The sequence below is a fragment of the Micromonospora saelicesensis genome, from assembly GCF_900091575.1.
Taxonomy (GTDB): domain Bacteria; phylum Actinomycetota; class Actinomycetes; order Mycobacteriales; family Micromonosporaceae; genus Micromonospora; species Micromonospora saelicesensis.
Map to the genome: position 1 here is coordinate 18,541 of NZ_FMCR01000011.1, position 20,645 is coordinate 39,185.

A 20,645-nucleotide genomic window follows, 5' to 3' on the forward strand; every position below is an offset into this window, starting at 1 on the left:
GAAGGGACTGCTCACCGGGGGTCGGGCAGGGCCAGCGCCGCTGAACGGCGGGGAGGGAATGCGGGACGCCCGGGAGCGCACGGACCGCGACGCGGGACGGCGGGCCGGCTCGGAAGTGGGGCGTCAGTTACGCATGTCCGTACCGTAGCCACCGCCTGACCGACGCGCATCCGTTTTTACTGGCACGATCGGCACATGCTGATCGCGTTCTCGATCACCCCGCTCGGCGGTGACGACTCCGTGGGTGACCTGGTCGCCGAGGCGGTGCGGGTGGTCCGTGCGTCCGGGCTGCCCAACCGGACCGATGCCATGTTCACCACCATCGAGGGCGAGTGGGACGAGGTGATGGCGGTGGTGAAGCGGGCGGTCGACGTGGTCGCCGCGCAGGCGCCCCGGGTGAGTGTGGTGCTCAAGGCCGACGTCCGGCCCGGGGTCACCGACGCGCTGACCGGGAAGATCGCCCGTATCGAGGCTCGTCTCGCCGAAGGCTGACGCGCGCGGCGCGGGATGACGACAACTTTCCCTGCGCGGGGCATACCGACCACTGAAAGGAGCCCGCACCGTCATCGGCAACGTCCACATTACGTGCAGTAACGGGACGTCCATCACTGGTCCGTATCGGCTCACATCACGGTAAGTTTCCAAACGCTGATAGTGGTGTGACGAGAGGTGGCGGCACGGATGGCTGATCAGGCGAGGGCACAAATCGGTGTGACCGGGCTGGCGGTGATGGGCCGCAACGTGGCCCGCAACCTGGCCCGCAACGGCTTCACGGTGGCAGTGCACAACCGCTCACCGGAGCGCACCCGCAGCCTGGTCGCCGAGCACGGCGACGAGGGCACGTTCCTGCCGGGCGAGACGATGGCCGATTTCGTGGCGTCACTGGAACGACCCCGCGCGGTCATCGTCATGGTGAAGGCCGGCGCGCCCACCGACGCGGTGATCGACGAGTTGGTGCCGCTGCTCGACGAGGGCGACATCATCGTCGACTGTGGCAACGCCCACTTCGCCGACACCCGTCGCCGTGAGGAGGCGCTGCGGGCGCAGGGGCTGCACTTCAGCGGCACCGGCGTCTCCGGCGGCGAGGAGGGCGCGCTGCGCGGGCCGAGCATCATGCCGGGCGGCTCCGCCGAGTCGTACGCGAAGCTCGGGCCGATGTTCGAGAAGATCGCCGCCCAGGTGGACGGCGTGCCGTGCTGCACGCACGTCGGGCCGGACGGCGCCGGGCACTTCGTCAAGATGGTGCACAACGGCATCGAGTACGCCGACATGCAGCTCATCGCCGAGGCGTACGACCTGCTCCGGGCCGGCCTGGACGCGACGCCGGCCGAGATCGCGGAGATCTTCCGGGAGTGGAACAACGGCGAGTTGGAGTCGTTCCTCATCGAGATCACCGCCGACGTGCTCGCGCACACCGACGCGGCGACCGGCCGGTCGTTCGTGGACATCGTGCAGGACCGGGCCGAGCAGAAGGGCACCGGTCGGTGGACAGTGCAGAGCGCCTTGGACCTGGGCATCCCGATCACCGGGATCGCCGAGGCGACCTTCGCCCGCTCGCTCTCCGGGCACGTCGACCAGCGCGAGGCGGCCCGCCGGGCATTCCCCGACGCGGGTGAGAAGTGGCAGGTCAGCGACCGGGACACCTTCGTCGAGGACGTCCGCCGGGCGCTGCTCGCTTCCAAGATCGTCGCGTACGCGCAGGGCTTCGACCACATCCGCGCGGGCAGCCAGGAATACAACTGGGACATCGACCTGGGCGGCACCGCGACGATCTGGCGGGGCGGCTGCATCATCCGGGCCCGCTTCCTGAACCGGATCCGTGAGGCGTACGACGAGCAGCCCGACCTGCCGACGCTGCTGGTGGCGCCGTACTTCGCCGAGGCGGTCAGCGCTGGTGTGCCGAGCTGGCGGCGGGTGGTGGCCGACGCGACCCGGGCGGGTGTGCCGACGCCGGCGTTCTCGTCGTCGCTGGCGTACTTCGACGCGTTGCGCGCGGAGCGGCTGCCCGCCGCGCTGATCCAGGGTCTGCGGGACAACTTCGGCGCGCACACCTACCAGCGGGTGGACCGCGAGGGTTCGTTCCACACCACCTGGGCCGGCGACCGCACCGAGTCGCCGGCGTAGCCGGGGTGGTGCCCTGCGCGCCACCGTGATCGTGCTCGATCCCTGATGTAGTGGTCTCCCCGGGTGGGGAGGCCACTACATCCATGTTCGGGCGAGATCATGGGGGTGGGCCGCGCGGATGACGGTCAGGCGACCGTGGCGTGCATCTCCCAGACCAGGATCTCGGCCGGTTCGTCGGCGGTCACCCGCCGGCCACCGGTCATGGTGAGCCGGGCGGCGTCCCCACTGCCGAGCGGACCGCTGCCCTCCAGGGTCACCGTGCCGTTGGGCACGTAGAGGTGCACGTAGGGCGCGTCCGGGATGGTGACCTCGTCGCCGGGGGCGAGACGGGCGGCGTGCAGGGTCACGTACCGGTTGCGGATCCGGATCGCGGACGCGCCGTCGTAGCGGTCCATCCCCGAGGCGATCGGCACCAGGCCCCCGCGGAGCAGCTCGTCCTCGATCTCCAGTTGCTCGTAGCCGGGGTCGACGCCCTGCTCGTCGGGGAGCACCCACATCTGCACGAAGTGCACCGGGTCGGTGTGCGGCTCCTGGTTGTTGAGCCGCCAGGCGTCGTTCTTCTCCGAGTGCAGGATGCCGGTGCCGGCGCTCATCCGCTGGGCCAGACCCGGGTAGATCACCCCGGAGTGCCCGGTGGAGTCCTGGTGCACCAGGGAACCGCGCAGCACCCAGGTCACGATCTCCATGTCCTGGTGCGGGTGGGTCTCGAAGCCGGCCCCCGGTCGGACCACGTCGTCGTTGTTGACCAGCAGCAGGCCGTGGTGGGTGTTGGCCGGGTCGTAGTGCCGGGAGAACGAGAAGGAGTGCTTGGAGTCCAGCCAGGAGATCCGGGTGGCGAAGCGATCATCGGCACGACGGATGTCGACAGCGGGCGCGGGCGCGGTCACCAGGCACGCTGCCCGGCGTCGGGGGTCGACGGCGCCCAGGTCAGGGCCGGCTCGCCGGTGGCTAGTTCGGCGATCTCACCGGTGCGCAGCTGCGGTGTGTGGCCGAACTCGGCGCAGTGCTGCTCGGCGATTTCGGCACAGATCTCGGCCACCTGCTCGCAGATCGGGTCGCCCAGGTCGGCGGCGTTCAACGCCATGATCATCTTGAAGCGGAGATCACGCATCTGCCCCCCAACCGCCGTCGTCCCACCACCTTCGGACCCTACCCGCCGCCCTTGCGCAGGACCCCGAAACGAGCACACCACCCCCGCTCGGTGCCAAGCCTGATGGTCGCCGTGGTGCTGGCCCAGGCCCCTCGGCACCGAGGGAATGCGACAACGCCGCCCGCACGGGGGGTGCGGGCGGCGCTGGGACAGCTGGGGATCGGTCAGAAGAAGCGGCGGCGCTTGGCCTTCTGCGGACGGATCAGGTCCGCACCCTTGGTCAGCAACCGGGTCGCCCCGGAGGGACCACGCCGGGCCTCCAGGGTGTGGCTGAGCCGGCGGGCGCCGGCCGCGGCCAGCGGCACCGCGATCGCCATCACCGCCCACTGGGCAATGCGCTTCTGGATCATGTGGGTTCACCTCCGTCAGTGGCTTCTGACGTCTCTGATACCCAGAGTGACGTGCGGGTAAGCGCGTCGGCTCAGATAACCGGGGCGACCGGGTTGGGCAGCGCGCCGCCGAAGCGTCGGTCCCGCTGGGCGTACAACTCGCACGCGTACCAGAGGTGGCGGCGGTCGAAGTCGGGCCAGAGCGTGTCCAGGAAGACCAACTCGGCGTACGCGGTCTGCCAGAGCAGGAAGTTGGAGATCCGCTCCTCCCCGGAAGGGCGCAGGAACAGGTCCACCTCCGGGATCTCCGGGTGGTAGAGGTACTTCGCCACGGTCTTCTCGGTGACCTTCGCCGGATCCAGCCGGCCGGCCGCCACGTCCCGCGCGATCGCGGCGGCGGCGTCACCGATCTCGGCCTGCCCGCCATAGTTGACGCAGAACTGCAGGGTCAGCGTCGAGTTGTCGCGGGACATCTCCTCGGCGGTCTGCAACTCGGAGATGACGCTCTTCCACAGCCGACCGGGCCGGCCCGACCACACCACCCGTACGCCCAGGTCGACCAGCTGGTCCCGGCGGCGGCGGATCACGTCCCGGTTGAACCCCATCAGGAACCGGACCTCGTCGGGCGAGCGCCGCCAGTTCTCGGTGGAGAACGCGTACGCCGACAGGTACGGGATGCCCATCTCGATGGCGCCCTCGATGGTGTCGAAGAGGCTGTGCTCCCCCGCCTCGTGCCCCTTGGTACGGGGCAGCCCGCGGTCCTTGGCCCAGCGGCCGTTGCCGTCCATCACCACCGCCACGTGCTTCGGCACCGCCTCGGTGGGCAGCGCCGGAGGGCGGGCCCCGGACGGGTGTGGCACCGGCGGCGTCGGCTCACGCCGGCCCGCCTTCTTCGATCGGATCACTCGGTCACTCCCTGTTCGCGCCGTCCGCCCCGGCCTCGACGTCGCCACGTGGCCGGAGCACCACGGCCCCGGTGCCCTCCGGCGGCGGAGCCGTGCCGGCCGCCGAGGAACCCCGGTCGACCAGCGGCAGCGAGCGTAGCGCGCGCTCCAGGTGCCACTGCAGGTGAGCCGCGACCAGCCCACTGCACTCCCGACGTACGGCGGCGTCGGTGGCGTCGGCGATCACCCAGTCGCCGGAGGTCAGCGCGGACATCAGATCGATGGTGGCCGGGGCGGGATGAGCCGCCCCGGGTGGCCGACAATCCGGACAGACCGCGCCTCCGGCGGGCACCGAGAACGCCCGGTGCCGCCCGGGCGTGCCGCAGACCGCGCAGGCGACCAGCGCCGGCGCCCAGCCGGCCAGCGACATCCCGCGCAGCAGGTACGCGTCGAGCACCAGGGTGGTGGCGTGCTCGCCCCGGGACAGCGCCTTCAACGCGCCGATGGTGAGCTGGAACAGCCGCAGCGACGGCTCCCGTTCCACCGGGGTCAGCCGCTCGGCGGTCTCGGCGATCGCACTGGCCGCCGTGTAGCGCGGATAGTCGCCCAGGAACCGTTTGCCGTACAGGTCGATGCCCTCGACCTGACTCACGGTGTGCAGAGAACTGCCGTGGTTGCCCTTCGGGTCACCGGCGAGCTGGAGGTCGACGTGGCCGAACGGCTCCAGCCGGGCACCGAACTTGCTGGTGGTGCGGCGGATCCCTCGAGCCACCGCGCGCAGCCGGCCGTGCCGGCGGGTGAGCAGGGTGATGATCCGGTCGGACTCGCCGAGCTTCTGCACACGCAGCACCACCGCGTCGTCGCGGTAGAGCTGTCGGCGATACCCGGCCATCGGGCCATTCTCCCTCGGGGTGTGAAATCAGGGTTGGTTCGGGGTGCAAGCGCGGATGAACCCCGATGCGGCCACCTCGTGCTCGGTCGTAGCGTGCTGGTCATGGCACTGCACCTGACCACCACTCCCCGCCGTCGTCGCGTCGCCGCTCCCGTCGCGCTAGGGCTCGCCACCACCCTCATCGTGCTCGCCGGGTGCGACAACCTGTCGTTCCGTCGGCTCGACTACGACAACACCGAGGCGGTCCGGATCACCACGGTCCGGGTCTCCGGGGGGTCGGGCGACGTGGTGGTCCGCGGCACCGGCCCGGCGTCCGAGGTACGGATCAAGCGAGTGGTTCGCTACCAGGGCGGTGAACCGGACAACACCCGCTACGAGATCAAGGGTAGCGAGCTGGTGCTGGACACCGACTGTGGCTCGCGGTGCAGCATCTCCTACGAGGTGACGGTGCCCGAGGGTGTGGCGGTGCAGGGCGAGACCAGCTCCGGCAACGTCGAGCTGAGCCGGGTCGGCACCGTGGACCTACAGGTGAGCTCGGGCGACGTGCGGATCTCCGGCGCGTCGGGCGCGGTCGGGGTGGAGGCCCGTTCCGGCAACATCGAGGTGAGCGAGGCTGCCGCGGCGGTACGGCTGCGCGCCTCGTCGGGAGACATCAGCGCACGCCGGCTGGGCGGCACTGTCGACGCCGAGGCCAGCTCGGGCAATGTCAACGTGGAGCTGGACAAGCCCGCCTCGGCCCGGGTCCACGCCTCCAGTGGTGACGTCACGCTGGTGGTGCCGCAGGGCAGCTACCGGGTCCGGTCCAGCGCCGACTCCGGCGACAAGACCGTCACCGTCGCCGACAACCCGGCGGCGTCCCTGGTGCTCGACGGTTCGGCCAACAGCGGCAACCTCACGATCAGCGAGCGTTGATCTCGGCGCTGGCCCCGGCCGTCCGCTGCGCCGGCACCACCGCTCGTCCGACGGTCGCCCCGGCACCGCCCGCCGCTTCGGCACCCGGCCGGACCGCACCCTCGGCACCCGGCCGGGCCCCAGCGTCGGCACCCGGCCGGACCGCCGCGTCGGCGGACCGCGCCGGGCCACCGGGGATCAACTCCGGGCGGCGGCGGGCGGCGACGTCCTCGACCCAACCGACGGCCAGGGTGACCAGCCCGACCAGGGCGAAGACCAGCAACACCCGGATGGCCAGGCCCACCGGGTCCTGGTGGGACCAGCCCACCACGTCGACCAGCGGAGTGAGCGCCACCACGAACGGCATGTGCCAGAGGTAGACGGTGAGCGCCCGCCGGTTGAGCAGTGTCACCGCCCGGTCGGCCAGTCGGCTCCGGCTCAGCCAGGCCACCCCGGCCGGCGCCCGGCCCAGCACGATCAGAATGAACGCGGCCGACCAGAGGGCGTTGCCCAGGGGGTTGTCGTTCAGGTCGTACCCGCGCGGACCGGGATGCTCGACGATCCAGGCGCCGCCGCCCACGGCGAGGGCGAGCGCCACCGGGTACAGCAGCCGGCCGGAGAGTCGGCGCAGCATCCCGGCGTGGTGGGCGAAGCCGAGCAGCCACGCGCCGAAGTAGAGCCCGAACTCGCGCAGCACCGGCGGCGCCGGGTAGATCCCCACCTCGATCGTCACCAGCAGGAGGTACGGGGCGAGCAGGGTCATCAGCGGAGCACGCCGGAACAGCCAGAACGCGACCGGCGAGGCGAGCACGAACCAGAGATAGTCGCGCAGGTACCAGATGATGCTCAGCGCCAGCGCGCCCCAGTTGTTGGCCGGCGGGTCGGCGATCGGGAACAGCCACAACAGCATCCGAGGGCTCACCGACAACCCGCTGAACATCATGGCCGGCACGAAGACCACCGCGAGCACCCACAGCGACGGCAGCAGTCGACGCAGCCGACGCCCGACCGCCGCCGGTCCGGCCCGGGTCAGCGACGCGGCCATCAGTGAGCCTGCCAGCGCGAACATCACCGACATGGCAGGGAAGACGAGGGTGAGGGTCGCCCATCCGGTGACGTGGTAGACCACCACTCGAACGATGGCCAGGGCACGGAGGATGTCGAGGTACCTGTTGCGCATCAGCCTGCACTCGGTCGGGGACGCGGGGCACAACTTTCCTACCCTGCGTGGCGCCCGCACCAAACGACAGCCACCTCAACCGAGCGTGAACATCCGCGGCTGCCCGACCGAAGGCGATCGTGCCGCCGGTCGGGCGCCGCCGACGAGGTGGGTCAGAAGCCCAGCTTGCGCAGTTGCCTCGGGTCGCGCTGCCAATCCTTCGCGACCCGCACGTGCAGGTCGAGGTAGACCCGACCGCCGAGCAACTCCTCGATCTGCTTGCGGGCGTTGGTGCCGACCTCCTTGAGCCGACTCGCCTTGTGCCCGAGCACGATGGCCTTCTGGCTGGGCCGCTCCACGTACAGGTCGGCGTAGATCTTCATGACCTGACCCTCGGGGATCATCTCCTCCACCACCACGGCGATGGAGTGCGGCAGCTCGTCGCGGACCCCCTCCAGGGCGGCCTCGCGGATCAGTTCGGCGACCAGCACCTGCTCGGGGTCGTCGGTGAGCATGTCGTCCGGGTAGAGCTGCGGCGACGGCGGCAGGTACTTGGTCATCACGTCGACGAGGGTGTCCACCTGGTGCCCGGACACCGCGCTCACCGGCACGATCTCGGCGAACTCCCCCATCTTGCTGACCGCCAGCAGCTGCTCCGCCAGGCGACGCTTGTCCACCAGGTCGGTCTTGGTGACCACCGCCAGCACTGTCGCCTTCAACTCGGCCAACTCGCCGGTGATGAACCGGTCACCGCGCCCGACCGGCTCGTCGGCCGGGATGCACAGGCCGATCACGTCGACCTCGGTCCAGGTGGACCGGACCAGGTCGTTGAGACGTTCGCCGAGCAGCGTACGGGGGCGGTGCAGGCCCGGCGTGTCGACGAGGACCAGTTGCGACTCCGGTCGGTGCAGCACCGCCCGGATGACGTGCCGGGTGGTCTGCGGCTTGTTCGAGGTGATGGCGATCTTGGTGCCGACGATGGCGTTGGTCAGCGTCGACTTGCCGGCGTTGGGGCGACCGACGAAGCAGCCGAACCCGGCCCGGTACGGACGCGCCTCCGGATCCTGCACCGGGCTCACTGGGTCACCGTGCCGAGGACCGAGCCGTCCGGAGCAGCCACGTGGACCGGTGCGTCCGCCGCGAGGTCCCGTACCGCAGCGTGCCCGGCACCGTCCAGCGTCGACGCCTCGGTCACCACCACCGCCGCCTCCAGCCGACTCGCCCCGGCCGCCACGGCCGAAGCGACCGCCAACTGCAACGCGGTGAGCGTCAGCGACGGCAACGCGACACTGGCCGCCGCGTACGTCCGGCCGTCCTGGTCGCGGACCGCGGCGCCCTCCACGGCGCCGACCCGCGCGCGGGCTCCCCGGGCCAGGACGACGAGCTTGCCGTCCTCGGCGCTCAGCGCGCCCGACGCGGTGGGGGTGGGCCGGGCGGCAGGCGCGGCGGGTGTGTCAGGCATCGGCGGGTTGCCTCTCGTCGTCTCGATAGTTGTCAGTGTCGTCCCCGGGGCCGGCGTGCTCGCCGCGCCCCGCGGTGTCCTGCTCATCGCCCGGCTCCACCCGGGTGACCAGGACGGTGTCGATCCGGTTGCGCCGGCCGGTGGTGCCCTCGGCGACCAGACGGAGACCGGCGACCTCGGCCTCGGCACCCGGGATCGGCACCCGCCCCAGCGACTGGGCGAGCAGACCGCCGACCGTCTCCACCTCGTCGGTGGGCAGGTCGGTGTCGAACATCTCGCCGAGGTTCTCCACCGGCAGGCGAGCGGTCACCCGCACCGAGGAGTCCGCCAGACGTTCGACGGGCGGGCGCTCGACATCGTACTCGTCGGTGATTTCGCCGACGATCTCCTCGAGGATGTCCTCGATGGTGACCAGACCGCCGGTGCCGCCGTACTCGTCGACCACGATGACCAGGTGGTTGCGGGCCGCCTGCATCTCGGACAGCAGGTCGTCGACCGGCTTGGACTCCGGGACGAAGGTCGCCGGGCGCATCAGCTCGGCCACCGGCAACTGCTCGGCCCTCGGGTCCCCGCCTCGGGAGCGCCGGATCAGGTCCTTGAGGTAGAGCACACCCAGCACGTCGTCGACGCTCTCGCCGATCACCGGGATGCGGGAGAAACCCGAGCGCAGGAAGAGCGCCAGCGCCTGCGCGAGTGTCTTGCCCTCCTCGATCCACACCATCTCGGTACGCGGCACCATCACCTCACGGGCGATGGTGTCGCCGAGCGCGAAGACGGAGTGGATCATCTGGCGTTCGCCGTGCTCGACAACGCCGCGCTGCTCGGCCAGGTCGACCAGCTCCCGCAGCTCCACCTGGGTGGCGAACGGACCTTCCCGGAAGCCGCGCCCCGGGGTGACCGCGTTGCCGATCAGGATCAGCAGCGACGCGAGCGGGTTGAGCGCCCGGCCCAGCCAGCGGACCAGCGGCGCCACCGCACGACCCACGGCGTAGGCGTGCTGCCGGCCGATGGTGCGCGGGGCGACGCCCACCACCACGAAGCTGACCACTGTCATCGCGCCGGCGGTCACCAGCGCGGCCCGCCAGCCGGCGCCGAAGCTGTCCACCGCCACGAGCGCCACCAGTGTGGTGGCGGTCAGCTCGGCGAGCAGCCGCAACAGCAGGAGCAGGTTGAGGTGCCGGACGACGTCGCCGGCCACGACCTGGAGGGTGCGGGCGCCGCGCACGCCGTCGCGGGCCAGCTCGGCGGCTCGGGCCGGTGAGACCGCGGCGAGGGCCGCCTCGGTCATCGCGATCAGGCCGGCCAGCACCACCAGACCGGCCGCGAAGACGATCAGCTGAAAGTCGGGAAGGCCGGCGGTGGCGCCGGCCGCGAGTAACGGAGGAGTGGACATCACTGGGTGCGGGTCGACCGCCAGCTCGCCAGCAGCCGAGCCTGGAGTGCGAACATCTCCCGCTCCTCCTCCGGCTCGGCGTGGTCGTAGCCGAGCAGGTGCAGCACCCCGTGCACGGTGAGCAGGTGCAGCTCGTCGGCCGGTGCGTGCCCGGCGGTCGCGGCCTGCTTGGCCGCCACCTCCGGGCAGAGCACGATGTCGCCGAGCAGGGCGGGCTCGCCGCCGGCCGGTGCGGACTCACCCGGGCCGTGGTCGACGCTGCCCTCGTCCATGGGGAAGGCGAGCACGTCGGTCGGGCCGTCGCCACCCATCCAGCGGTGGTTCAGCTCGGTCATGTAGTCGATGTCGACCAGCAGCACGGACAGCTCGGCGAGGGGGTTGACCCCCATCTCGTCGAGGGCGTGCCGGGCGACGGCGAGCACGGCGTCGGTGTCGACGTCGACACCGGACTCGTTGGCGATCTCGATGGACAACTGCTTTCCTCTGCTTTAGCGGCGGCGGGCGGCCCGGCCGCCCTGGGCGGGTCGCCCAGGCACGGCGTGAACGCCCTGCGCCTGCTGGTTCTCCCGCTCGGCGTCCCAGCGGGCGTACGCGTCGACGATCTCCCCGACCAGCTGGTGGCGGACCACGTCGGAGCTGGACAACTGGGAGAAGTGCACGTCATCGACGTTTTCCAGGATCTCCCGAACCACCCGCAGGCCGCTGCTCGTCCCGCCGGGAAGGTCCACCTGGGTGATGTCACCGGTCACGACGATCTTGGAGTTGAAGCCGAGTCGGGTGAGGAACATCTTCATCTGCTCGGGCGTCGTGTTCTGCGCCTCGTCCAGGATGATGAACGCGTCGTTGAGCGTCCGACCCCGCATGTAGGCGAGGGGGGCGACCTCGATCGTCCCGGCGGCCATCAGCTTCGGGATGGTCTCCGGGTCGAGCATGTCGTGCAGCGCGTCGTAGAGCGGGCGCAGGTACGGATCGATCTTCTCGTTGAGCGTGCCGGGCAGGAAGCCCAGTCGCTCGCCCGCCTCGACCGCCGGCCGGGTGAGGATGATCCGGTTGACCTGCTTGGCCTGCAACGCCTGGACGGCCTTCGCCATCGCCAGGTAGGTCTTTCCGGTGCCGGCCGGGCCGATGCCGAAGACGATGGTGTGGGTGTCGATCGCGTCGACGTACTTCTTCTGCCCGAGCGTCTTGGGGCGGATGGTGCGCCCGCGCCGGGAGAGGATGTTGAGTGTCAGGACCTCGGCGGGCCGCTCGGCGCTGCCCTGCTCGAGCATGCCGACGGTACGCCTGACGGCGTCAGTGGTCAGGGTCTCGCCTTTCTCGATGAGTTCGAGGAGCTCGCTGAAGACCCGCTCGGCGAGGGCGTTGTCCGCGGGGTCACCGGTGATGGTGATCTCGTTGCCGCGAACGTGCACGTCACTGGTGACCGAGCGTTCGACGAGCCTGAGGATCTCGTCGCCTGCGCCGAGCAGATTGACCATGATCTTCGGGTCGGGCACGGTGATCCTGGTCTGCACCCGGGGCGGGCCGGGAGGTGGGGTGCCGGTCATAGGTTGGGCCGAAGGGCCCTGCGCACCTGCTCTCGATCTCGGCGCCGGCCTGCTGGCCTGGCGTGCGGACGTTACACCCATCGTATCGGTTCAACGCGGGGCGCATCGCGCCCATTTCCGCTGGCCGCGATCAACTCCCGGCCCGGAAGTCGTACCGGTCGAAGGTCTCCTGGTGGCGGGTGAACCGGTACGTCGCCCAGTGCATCCGGACCACCGCGCCGGCCTCGTCGCGGGTCAGCCGCAGCAGCTCACCGACCTCCCGACCGGAGACCACCCGGAACACGTCCGGCTGGTCCGGTAGAGGGATGAAGATCGCCGGTGGGCGTCCGGTCGGGTCACCGACCCCGCGCGCCCGGAGGGTGCCGTCGTGCCAGGAGAAGACGTACTCGGAGCCCTCGCCCCACCAGCGGCCGAGCGCACCCCGCAGGGCCGCCGGCGCGGGTGCGCCGGGTCGCCAGGGCTCGATCTCGGCCGGGTCGTGCTCGACCGCCGCGGCGAGCAGCCGGTGCGACAGGTCGAACAGTTCGGCCGCTGTACCGGACGAGCCGAGCACCGCGGCGCCCATCGCGCCGGGCGTGCCGTCACCGCCGCGGCGGCCGTACGCCCCGGCGAGGAACCCGGGCATCGCCCCGTCGTGCCCCACGTGCATCACCCGCTCCCCCTGCGGGATCAGGATCAGCCCGAGCCCGAAGCCCGCGCCCCAGAGCGTCTCGTCGGTGGTGGTCACCGGCCAGCGCATCTCGTCCAGGGTGGCCGGGGCGAGGACCGCGCCGGCCGGGTCCAGCGCCGCCGGGTCGGCCAGGAACGCCGCCCAGCGGGCCATGTCGGTCGCGGTGCTCCAGAGCTGGGCGGCCGGGCCGACCGCGCCGAAGTCGGTCGGCGGTTCCGGGTGCGCCTCGTCGGAGTACGCGTCGACCAGGAACCCGGTGGCTGCCGTGGGCCGTGGGGTCACTGTGGTGTCGGTCAGCCCCAGCGGCGTCAGGATCCGCTCGGTGAGCGCCTGCGCCCAGCTTTCGCCCCGGAGCCGGGCGACGAGTTGGCCGAGCACGGCCACGCCCAGGTTGGAGTAGTGGAACCGCCGGCCGGTCGGCAGCACCCGCTCGGCCCGGTCCAGCTCGGCGACCAGTTGGTCGTCGTCCGGTGCGCGCAGGCTGTCCCACACATCGCCGAACGGCTCGCGTTGCAGGCCACCGGTGTGCGACAGCAACCGGCGTACGGTCAGGTCGCCGTGCGCCGGGAGGTCCAGGTGCCGGCCCACCGGGTCGTCCAGGTCCAGCAGCCCGTCGTCGCGGCACTGCAGGACCAGCACCGCAGTGAACGTCTTGGTGATCGAGCCGATCCGGAACTGGGTGCCTGCGCCCAGGGGGCTGTCGGTGCCGGTCTCGCCGACGGTGCAGCTCCAGAGCGGTCGGTCGGCCCGGTGCAGCGCCGCCGACACCGCGGGCACCCGGGCCTCGGCCTGTACCCGCCGGACCAACCGGTCCAGGTGCTCGTTGCCGCGACCGTCGGGACCGCGCTCGCTCACGCCAGGTCCCGGGCGAGCATCGGGCCGAGCGGCGCACCGCCGAGCAGGTGCGCGTGCACGTGGAAGACCTCCTGGCCGCCGTACGCGCCGGTGTTGAACATCAGCCGGAAACCGTCGCCGAGCAGCCCCTCGTCCTCGGCCACGGCGGCGGACGTCGCCAGCACGTCGGCGGCCAGCGCCGGGTCACCCTGGGCGAGCGTGGCGACGTCGGCGTAGTGCTCCTTCGGAATGACCAGGACGTGCACCGGCGCCTTCGGGCCGATGTCGCGGAAGGCGAGCGTGGTGTCGGTCTCGCGGACCACTGTGGCCGGGATCTCCCCGGCGACGATGCGGCAGAACAGGCAGTCGGATCCCATCGGGGCAGTCTAAGGACCAACGGGCCGGGGGCGCTCCGGCCCAGCAGGCGCCGCCGGCCTTCGCAGGCACGGCACGGCTGAGGCAGGATGGCCGGCATGACGGATCGGGCGGTACTCGTGACCGGGGCCTCGCGCGGGATCGGCCGCGCGGTGGCGAAGGCGTTCGCAGCCGGCGGCGACCGGGTGGCCATCCACCACCGCGACTCCGCCGACGCGGCCGAGGAACTGCTCGCGCAACTGCCGGGCACCGGGCACGTGGTGGTCCGCGCCGACCTCACCGATCCGGACGCGGTCCGGGTCATGGTGGACCGGGCCGCCGAACTGCTCGGTGGGCTGGACGTGCTGGTCAACAACGCCGGGACGTACGGCGACCGCGACGACCCGCACCCGATCTTCGGCACCTCGTACGAGGAGTGGCAGCAGCGCTGGCGGCAGGTGCTGGAGACCAACCTGACCGGCGCCGGCAACGTCACCTGGTGCGCCGCCCAGCACATGCGCGAACGCGGCGGGCGAATCGTCAACGTCTCGTCCCGTGGCGCGTTCCGCGGCGAGCCCGAGCAGCCGGCGTACGGCGCCAGCAAGGCGGGGCTGAACGCACTGGGCCAGTCCCTCGCCGTGGCGCTCGCGCCGTTCGGCATCACTGTCGCCACCGTCGCGCCGGGCTTCGTGGCGACCGACATGACCACCGAGCACCTGCGCGGCGAGCGGGGCGCGGCCATCCGCGCGCAGAGCCCGTTCGACAGGGTGGGCCAACCGGAGGAGATCGCCGCCGCCGTGCACTGGCTGGCCTCGCCGCAGGCCGAGTGGGCCTCCGGCACGATCGTCGACCTCAACGGCGCCTCCTACCTGCGCAGCTGAGGCCAGCTCCGACAAGATCTTGGAAGGAAAGCGCCACTGGAGGGGCGGTTTCCTTCCAAGATCTCGGTGAAGATCGGTAACCGGCGCGGGGCGGGCGGCGCTACCAGCGGCCGAGGCGGGCGGCGAGCACGCTGAGGGCCGCCACGCCGGCGGTGGAGGTGCGCAGCACGGCCGGCCCGAGGCGTACGGGTCGCCCGCCGGCCTCGGCGAAGGCGGTCAACTCGGCCGGGGCGATGCCACCCTCCGGGCCGATCACCAGCACGATCTCGCCGGTGGAGGGCAGCTCGGCGGTGGTGAGCCGGTCTTCGGCCTCCTCGTGCAGCACGAACGCGGCGGCGGCACCGGCGATCCGACGGGCCACAGTGGCGGTGGACTCGTCCGGCGCACCGGCCACCACCGGCAGCCACGGCCGGCGGGCCTGCTTGGCCGCCTCCCGGGCGGTGGCCACCCACTTCTCCCGGGCGCGTACGCCCCGGTCGCCGCGCCACTGGGTCACCGAACGCGAGGCCGCCCAGGGCACGATCTCGTCCACCCCGACCTCGGTCATCGCCTGCACGGCCAGCTCACCCCGGTCGCCCTTGGCGATGCCCTGCACTGTCACCAGCCGGGGTACGGGCGCGTCCGCGTACCCCCGGGAGGTGATGGTGACCTCCAGGCTGCCCCGGCCGACGGCCGTGACCACGGCGGCGGCCGTGCCACCCCGGCCGTCGGCGAGCAGCAGCTCCTCGCCGACGCGCAGTCGCTGCACGGTGGCGGCGTGATGCCCCTCCGGGCCGTCCAGGGTCAGCGCGTCGCCGGTGGGCAGCGCCTCGACCAGGAACAGCGGTGCGGACACCTCAGGCGTGCCCGTTGAACGCGTCGCGCATCCGGGAGAAGAAGCCGCCCTGCTTGGACAGCTCGGCGACCTCCTCACCACGGGTCTTGGCGAAGTCGCGCAGCATCTTCTCCTGGTCCGGGTCGAGCTTGGTGGGCGTCCGCACGTCCAGGTGGACGTAGAGGTCGCCTCGGCCGGTGCCGCGCAGGTGCGGCACGCCCCGGGCGCGCAGTCGCAGCGTGCTGGCCGGCTGGGTGCCGGCCTTGACGTCGACGGTCTCCTCGCTGTCCAGCGTCTTGATGGTCAGCCGGGTGCCCAGCGCCGCCGCCGTCATGGGCACTGTGACCCGGCAGTGCAGGTCGTCCCCCTTACGGGAGTACACGTCGTGCGGGCGCTCGTGAATCTCCACGTAGAGGTCACCGGCGGTGCCGCCGCCCGGGCCCACCTCGCCCTGCTGGGCCAGCCGGATCCGCATGCCGTCCTCGACGCCGGCCGGGATCTTGACGGTCAGCGAACGGCGGGTCCGCACCCGGCCGTCGCCGGCGCAGGTGGGGCAGGGGTGCGGGATGGTGGTGCCGTAGCCCTGGCACACGGTGCACGGCCGGGCGGAGACCACCTGGCCGAGGAAGGTGCGCTGCACCGACTGCACCTCGCCCCGACCGCCGCACGCCTCGCAGGTCGCCAGGTGCGTGCCGGCGGCCGTGCCGGCGCCGGAGCAGGTGGTGCAGAGCACCGCGGTGTCGACGGTGATCGGGGCCTCCACGCCGAAGGCCGTCTCGTGCAGGTCGAGTTCGAGCCGCAGGATCGCGTCGGCGCCCGGGCGGGTACGCGGCCGTGGGCCACGGGCGCCACCTCCGGCGCCGCCGAAGAACGCGTCCATGATGTCCTGGAAACCGACGAACGGGCCGGCGCCTCCGGGGCCACCCGGGCCGCCGGCACCGCCGCCACCCGGGGCGAGCGGGTCGCCGCCCAGGTCGACGATCTGCCGCTTCCGGTCGTCCGAGAGGACCTCGTACGCGGCGTTGATGTCCTTGAACTTCTCCTGAGCCTCCGGGTCCGGATTGACGTCCGGGTGGAACTGGCGTGCCAGCTTGCGGTAGGCGCGCTTGATCTCGTCATCGGAGGCTTCCCGGCTCACACCGAGAATGCCGTAGTAGTCCCTGGCCACTGCGTTCCGTGTCCTCATGTTCGTCTCGCGTTGCGCCGGTCGGCGGCCGCAGCCGGCCGCATCGGCCCTGACCAATCAGTTCTGGGCCAGCAACTCGCCCACGTAGCGTGCCACGGCGCGCACCGTGGCGATGTTGCCGGGGTAGTCCATCCGGGTGGGGCCCAGCACCCCCAGGCCGCCCACGATGGTGGTGCCCGGGCCGTACCCGGTGCTGACCACCGAGGCGGCGCGCAGGTTGTCGAACTCGTTCTCGTCGCCGATCAGCACCCGGGTCGTGCTCGGCTCGGTCTCACCGATGAGCTTGAGCAGCACGACCTCCTCCTCCAGAGCTTCGAGGATCGGCCGCAGGGAGCCCTGGAAGTCGAGCAGGCCACCCCGGGTGAGGTTCGCGGTGCCGGCGAGCGCGATCCGTTCCTCGTGTCGCTCGACGAGCGTCTCCAGCAGGACGGTGGCGAGCGTGGTCATGGTCGGACGCAGGCCGGTCGGCGCTTCCTCGACCAGCGCCTGCACCAGCGGCGGCGTCTCGGACAGCCGGGCGTTGGCGAGCTTCTCGTTGATCAGTCGGCGCAGGTCGGTGACGTCGTCGGCGGGCACCGGCCCGGGCAGCTCCACGAGTCGCTGCTCCACCCGCCCGGTGTCGGCGATCATGACGAGCATCAGCCGGGTGGTGGAGATCGGCACCAGCTCCAGGTGGCGCACCGAGGAGCGGGCCAGGCTCGGGTACTGCACGACGGCGACCTGCCGGGTCAGCTGGGCGAGCAACCGCACCGTGCGGTGCACCACGTCGTCGAGGTCGACCGCGCCGACCAGGAAGCGCTCGATGGCCCGGCGCTCGGCCGGGCTGAGCGGCTTGACCCGGGACAACCGGTCGACGAAGAGGCGGTAGCCGCGGTCGGTGGGCACCCGGCCGGCACTGGTGTGCGGCTGCCGGATGTAGCCCTCCTCCTCCAGCACGGCCATGTCGTTGCGGACCGTGGCCGGGGAGACCCCGAGCTGGTGCCGCTCGACCAGCGCCTTGCTGCCGACCGGCTCCTGGGTGGAGACGTAGTCTTCGACGATGGCGCGGAGCACGGCGAGTTTACGGTCGTCGAGACCCATCCTCCGCACCTCCTGTCGCACGTCGGCCGCCGGCGCTCTGGGCCGGCCGGGCCGTCCTGGCACTCGACTGTAACGAGTGCCAGTCTACGTCGGCGGGCCCGCCGACGCGATGATCAACGGCCACCCGTCGGTGCGGCCCACGCCACCCTGTCGGGCCGATCGGCCCGCACTGCCGGGCGGTGTCGCTCTGGTGCGGCGTTGCCACGGGCCCCTACCGTGACATCCATGACTGAACCTCCTCGCCCTCCCGGGTCGGGCGACCCCGGCAACTACCCGCCGGAGCCCACCTCCCCAGGCCCGTCCCCGTCGGCCGAGCCGCCCACCGCACCACTGTCCGGGGCGCCCGGGCCGGCCGGCTATCCCCCGCCCGGTGGCTATCCGCCGCCCACCGGTGACCAACCGCCGTCAGGCGGCTACCCTCCGGCAGGCGGCTACCCTCCGGCAGGCGGCTACCCCCCGCCCGGTGGCTATCCTCCGCCCGGCGGCTACCCGGCCGGTGGGGCCTACGGCGGCCCCGGTGGCGGCTACGCCAACAACGAGGACAAGACCTGGGCGCTGGTCGCGCACTTCGGCGGTGCCCTCGGCGCGCTGGTCAGTTTTGGTCCGCTGGGCTTCGTCGCCCCGCTGATCGCCTACCTGGCCCGCGGCCAGCAGTCGCCGACCGTCCGGGCGCACGCCCTCGCCGCCCTGAACTTCCAGATCCTCTGGTCGATCATCGCGTTCGTGCTGCTCTTCGTGAGCTGGTGCCTGCTCTTCCTGCCCAGCATCGCCGTCGTGGTGATCCAGATCCTGTTCGGGATCATCGCCGGCATGAAGGCCAACGAGGGCACCCCGTACCGCTACCCGATGACGGCCAACTTCATCAAGTGAACCGGGCCGGCCGCTCCCCCGGCCGGTCCGGAGCACCGCAGTGCCGGTCCGGGGGGGGCCACTCAGGGCAGCAGGTCGCGGACGACCGCGTCGGCGAGCAGCCGCCCGCGCACTGTGAGCACCGCCCGGCCGGCGGCGTACTCGTCGGCGGCCAGCAGGCCGCCGGCCAGCGCCCGCTCGGCACCGGCCCGGCCGGTGGCGTCGAGCACCGCCAGCGGGAGGCCGCTGGCCAGCCGCAGCCGGAGCATCACGTCCTCCATGTGCGCCTCGTCGACAGTGAGCACCTCCCGGGCCAGGCCGGGAGACGCGCCGGCGGCCAACCGCTGGGCGTACGCCGAGGGGTGCTTCACGTTCCACCAGCGCACCCCACCGACGTGGCTGTGCGCCCCCGGTCCGAGCCCCCACCAGTCCGCGCCGGTCCAGTAGAGCAGGTTGTGCCGGCAGCGGGCCTCCTCGGTGCGGGCCCAGTTGGAGACCTCGTACCAGGAGAGCCCGGCCGCGTCGAGCGCGGCCTCCGCAGCCAGGTAGCGGTCCGCGGCCACGTCGTCACTGGGGTACGCCAGCTCGCCGCGCCGCATCCGGGCGGCGAGCCGGGTGCCGTCCTCGACGATCAGGGCGTACGCGCTGACGTGGTCCACTCCGGCGGCGACGACCTGCTCCAGCGAGGCGGCGAAGTCCTCGGCCCGCTCCCCCGGGGTGCCGTAGATCAGGTCCAGGTTGACGTGCTCGAACCCGGCGTCGCGCGCCTCCAGGGCGGCGGCGGTGGCCCGGCCGGCGCTGTGTTTGCGGTCCAGGATCGCCAGCACCCCCGGGGAGGCGGACTGCATGCCCAGCGAGATCCGGGTGTAGCCGGCGGCCCGCAGCAGCTTCAACGATTCCGGGGTGACCGACTCGGGGTTGGCCTCGGTGGTCACCTCGGCGTCGGCGGCCAGCCCCCAGGTGCGGTCGATGCCGTCGAGGATGCGGGCCAGGTCGTCGGCGGGGAGCAGGGTGGGCGTGCCGCCGCCGACGAAGACGGTGTCGACCCGGGGCGGCGGGGTATCGCCGAGCACCCGGGCGGCGAGCTTCAGCTCGGCCAGCACCGTGTCCGCGTACCCCTCGCGGCTGGCGCCGCCGCCCAGTTCGGCGGCGGTGTAGGTGTTGAAGTCGCAGTATCCGCAGCGGCTGGCGCAGAACGGCACGTGCACGTACACGCCGAAGCCGCGCGCGCCGACCGCCGCGGTGGCGGTGGCGGGCAACGATCCGTCGACGGGGACGGTCTCACCATCTGGAAGGACGCCGGGCATGGCCACTAGTGTGCCCGGCATGACCTCTCCCGACGTCCTCGTGCGGGTCGCCACGGCCCGTGGGGTGACCACCCTCACCCTGGACAGCCCGCACAACCGCAACGCGCTCTCCACCGGCCTGATGACCCAACTGCTGGCCGGGCTGGCGGACGCGGTCGCCGACGAGGCGGTCCGCGTGATCGTGCTCGACCACACCGGCCCGGTCTTCTGCTCCGGCGCGGACCTGAAGGAGACCGCCGCGGCGTACGCCAGCGGGACGGTGCCGGCCGGGATGCTGGGTGACGTGCTCGCGGCGCTCTGGGAATGCCCGAAGCCGGTGCTGGCCCGGGTCGGCGGGCCGGCGCGGGCCGGCGGCCTGGGCCTGATCGCCGCCGCCGACCTTGCGGTCTGCGCCGACGAGGCGACGTTCGCGTTCACCGAGGTACGCATCGGGGTGATCCCGGCGGTGATCTCGGCGACCGTGCTGCCCCGGCTGCACCCCCGGGCCGCCGCCGAGCTGTACCTGACCGGCGACACCTTCGACGGCCGCCGGGCCGCCGAGATCGGCCTGGTGACCGCCTCGGTCCCGGCGGACGGGTTGGACGACGCGGTACGGGGCTACTGCGACTCGCTGGTGCGCGGCGCGCCCGGGGCGCTGGCCGGCGCGAAGGAGTTGCTGCGCCGACCGGGTACCGCCGAGTTGCGCGCCGATCTGGCTCGACTCTCCGCCGTCTCGACCGGCTACTTCCTCTCCGACGAGGGGCGCGAGGGAGTCATGGCGTTCCGCGAAAAGCGACCGGCGCGCTGGGTGCCCGCTCTCGACGACTGACGGTCGGGGCGCCACCGGGAGCGGCGGCGCC

The 20,645-nt window shown here is 72.1% G+C and carries 23 protein-coding genes; 6 read left to right on the top strand and 17 right to left on the bottom strand.

Translation table 11 applies throughout. The annotated features are described in order from the left end of the window. The first annotated feature begins 195 nt into the window (after window positions 1–195). Window positions 196–492 (top strand): thiamine-binding protein, encoded by a 297-nt coding sequence (locus GA0070561_RS32435; RefSeq protein WP_091409732.1) that lies wholly within the window; start codon window positions 196–198, stop codon window positions 490–492. A 189-nt stretch (window positions 493–681) separates the two neighbouring features. Continuing rightward, window positions 682–2,124, top strand: a complete 1,443-nt coding sequence (gene gndA / locus GA0070561_RS32440) for an NADP-dependent phosphogluconate dehydrogenase (RefSeq protein ID WP_091409736.1) — start codon at window positions 682–684, stop codon at window positions 2,122–2,124. Window positions 2,125–2,249: 125 nt separating this feature from the next. Here the strand turns inward: gndA and GA0070561_RS32445 are convergent, their stop codons facing one another. The 5 genes from GA0070561_RS32445 to recO all read right to left on the bottom strand — a co-directional run bounded on the left by GA0070561_RS32445 (window position 2,250) and on the right by recO (window position 5,379). Then, window positions 2,250–3,011 carry a pirin family protein gene (locus tag GA0070561_RS32445; protein ID WP_091409739.1) on the bottom strand — a complete coding sequence of 254 codons (762 nt, stop codon included), beginning with the start codon at window positions 3,009–3,011 and terminating at the stop codon, window positions 2,250–2,252. Next, window positions 3,008–3,235 (bottom strand): thioredoxin reductase, encoded by a 228-nt coding sequence (locus GA0070561_RS32450; protein WP_091409742.1) that lies wholly within the window; start codon window positions 3,233–3,235, stop codon window positions 3,008–3,010. Before GA0070561_RS32450 ends, GA0070561_RS32445 begins: the two co-directional genes overlap by 4 nt. Window positions 3,236–3,438: 203 nt before the next feature. After that, on the bottom strand, window positions 3,439–3,624 hold the full coding sequence (locus tag GA0070561_RS32455; protein ID WP_030336441.1) for a hypothetical protein: 186 nt from the start codon (window positions 3,622–3,624) through the stop codon (window positions 3,439–3,441). 71 nt (window positions 3,625–3,695) lie between these two features. After that, window positions 3,696–4,508 (bottom strand): isoprenyl transferase, encoded by an 813-nt coding sequence (locus GA0070561_RS32460; RefSeq protein WP_091409745.1) that lies wholly within the window; start codon window positions 4,506–4,508, stop codon window positions 3,696–3,698. 4 nt (window positions 4,509–4,512) lie between these two features. Continuing rightward, window positions 4,513–5,379: a DNA repair protein RecO gene (recO, locus tag GA0070561_RS32465; protein ID WP_091409749.1), complete on the bottom strand. Its 867-nt coding sequence runs from the start codon at window positions 5,377–5,379 to the stop codon at window positions 4,513–4,515. A gap of 102 nt (window positions 5,380–5,481) precedes the next feature. On the opposite strand from recO, the gene GA0070561_RS32470 reads away from it, so the two are divergent. Then, a complete protein-coding gene (locus GA0070561_RS32470; RefSeq protein WP_091409994.1) occupies window positions 5,482–6,291 on the top strand; it encodes a DUF4097 family beta strand repeat-containing protein in 810 nt (269 codons plus the stop codon). On the opposite strand, the gene GA0070561_RS32475 is transcribed toward GA0070561_RS32470, so the two are convergent. The 8 genes from GA0070561_RS32475 to GA0070561_RS32510 form a co-directional block, all read right to left on the bottom strand. After that, entirely contained in the window at window positions 6,278–7,450 is a 1,173-nt protein-coding gene (locus GA0070561_RS32475) for an acyltransferase family protein (RefSeq protein ID WP_091409753.1), read from the bottom strand. The two genes, GA0070561_RS32470 and GA0070561_RS32475, sit on opposite strands and share 14 nt — an antisense overlap. Window positions 7,451–7,602: 152 nt before the next feature. After that, window positions 7,603–8,499 (bottom strand): GTPase Era, encoded by an 897-nt coding sequence (era, locus tag GA0070561_RS32480; RefSeq protein WP_091409997.1) that lies wholly within the window; start codon window positions 8,497–8,499, stop codon window positions 7,603–7,605. Between the two features lie 5 nt (window positions 8,500–8,504). Further along, window positions 8,505–8,891 carry a cytidine deaminase gene (locus GA0070561_RS32485; RefSeq protein ID WP_091409757.1) on the bottom strand — a complete coding sequence of 129 codons (387 nt, stop codon included), beginning with the start codon at window positions 8,889–8,891 and terminating at the stop codon, window positions 8,505–8,507. Beyond that, entirely contained in the window at window positions 8,884–10,308 is a 1,425-nt protein-coding gene (locus tag GA0070561_RS32490; RefSeq protein ID WP_091409761.1) for a hemolysin family protein, read from the bottom strand. The genes GA0070561_RS32485 and GA0070561_RS32490 overlap by 8 nt, the downstream gene beginning before the upstream one ends. Further along, complete coding sequence (gene ybeY, locus GA0070561_RS32495; RefSeq protein WP_030491788.1) at window positions 10,284–10,757, bottom strand: rRNA maturation RNase YbeY; 474 nt, start codon at window positions 10,755–10,757, stop codon at window positions 10,284–10,286. The genes GA0070561_RS32490 and ybeY overlap by 25 nt, the downstream gene beginning before the upstream one ends. A gap of 15 nt (window positions 10,758–10,772) precedes the next feature. Continuing rightward, window positions 10,773–11,831 carry a PhoH family protein gene (locus GA0070561_RS32500; RefSeq protein ID WP_091409765.1) on the bottom strand — a complete coding sequence of 353 codons (1,059 nt, stop codon included), beginning with the start codon at window positions 11,829–11,831 and terminating at the stop codon, window positions 10,773–10,775. 130 nt (window positions 11,832–11,961) lie between these two features. Continuing rightward, window positions 11,962–13,356, bottom strand: a complete 1,395-nt coding sequence (locus tag GA0070561_RS32505) for a serine hydrolase domain-containing protein (protein ID WP_091409768.1) — start codon at window positions 13,354–13,356, stop codon at window positions 11,962–11,964. After that, complete coding sequence (locus GA0070561_RS32510) at window positions 13,353–13,712, bottom strand: histidine triad nucleotide-binding protein (RefSeq protein ID WP_091409772.1); 360 nt, start codon at window positions 13,710–13,712, stop codon at window positions 13,353–13,355. The genes GA0070561_RS32505 and GA0070561_RS32510 overlap by 4 nt, the downstream gene beginning before the upstream one ends. Window positions 13,713–13,808: 96 nt before the next feature. Here GA0070561_RS32510 and GA0070561_RS32515 point away from each other — a divergent pair, with 96 nt between their 5' ends. Next, on the top strand, window positions 13,809–14,570 hold the full coding sequence (locus GA0070561_RS32515; RefSeq protein WP_091409776.1) for an SDR family NAD(P)-dependent oxidoreductase: 762 nt from the start codon (window positions 13,809–13,811) through the stop codon (window positions 14,568–14,570). A 100-nt stretch (window positions 14,571–14,670) separates the two neighbouring features. On the opposite strand, the gene GA0070561_RS32520 is transcribed toward GA0070561_RS32515, so the two are convergent. The 3 genes from GA0070561_RS32520 to hrcA form a co-directional block, all read right to left on the bottom strand. Further along, on the bottom strand, window positions 14,671–15,405 hold the full coding sequence (locus GA0070561_RS32520; RefSeq protein ID WP_091409779.1) for a 16S rRNA (uracil(1498)-N(3))-methyltransferase: 735 nt from the start codon (window positions 15,403–15,405) through the stop codon (window positions 14,671–14,673). 1 nt (window position 15,406) lies between these two features. Then, on the bottom strand, window positions 15,407–16,552 hold the full coding sequence (gene dnaJ, locus GA0070561_RS32525; protein ID WP_181518639.1) for a molecular chaperone DnaJ: 1,146 nt from the start codon (window positions 16,550–16,552) through the stop codon (window positions 15,407–15,409). Window positions 16,553–16,627: 75 nt separating this feature from the next. Next, window positions 16,628–17,650: a heat-inducible transcriptional repressor HrcA gene (gene hrcA / locus GA0070561_RS32530; RefSeq protein WP_091409786.1), complete on the bottom strand. Its 1,023-nt coding sequence runs from the start codon at window positions 17,648–17,650 to the stop codon at window positions 16,628–16,630. Window positions 17,651–17,875: 225 nt separating this feature from the next. Between hrcA and GA0070561_RS32535 the strand changes: the two genes are divergently transcribed. Next, the gene (locus GA0070561_RS32535) at window positions 17,876–18,520 is read left to right on the top strand and encodes a DUF4870 domain-containing protein (protein WP_091409790.1); all 645 of its coding nucleotides are present in this window, start codon (window positions 17,876–17,878) and stop codon (window positions 18,518–18,520) included. A 62-nt stretch (window positions 18,521–18,582) separates the two neighbouring features. Here GA0070561_RS32535 and hemW read toward each other — a convergent pair whose 3' ends face one another. Further along, complete coding sequence (gene hemW, locus GA0070561_RS32540; protein WP_181541895.1) at window positions 18,583–19,806, bottom strand: radical SAM family heme chaperone HemW; 1,224 nt, start codon at window positions 19,804–19,806, stop codon at window positions 18,583–18,585. A gap of 19 nt (window positions 19,807–19,825) precedes the next feature. Between hemW and GA0070561_RS32545 the strand changes: the two genes are divergently transcribed. Then, window positions 19,826–20,614, top strand: coding sequence for an enoyl-CoA hydratase-related protein (locus GA0070561_RS32545; RefSeq protein ID WP_091410000.1), 789 nt, complete (start codon window positions 19,826–19,828; stop codon window positions 20,612–20,614). The last annotated feature ends 31 nt before the right edge of the window (window positions 20,615–20,645 follow it).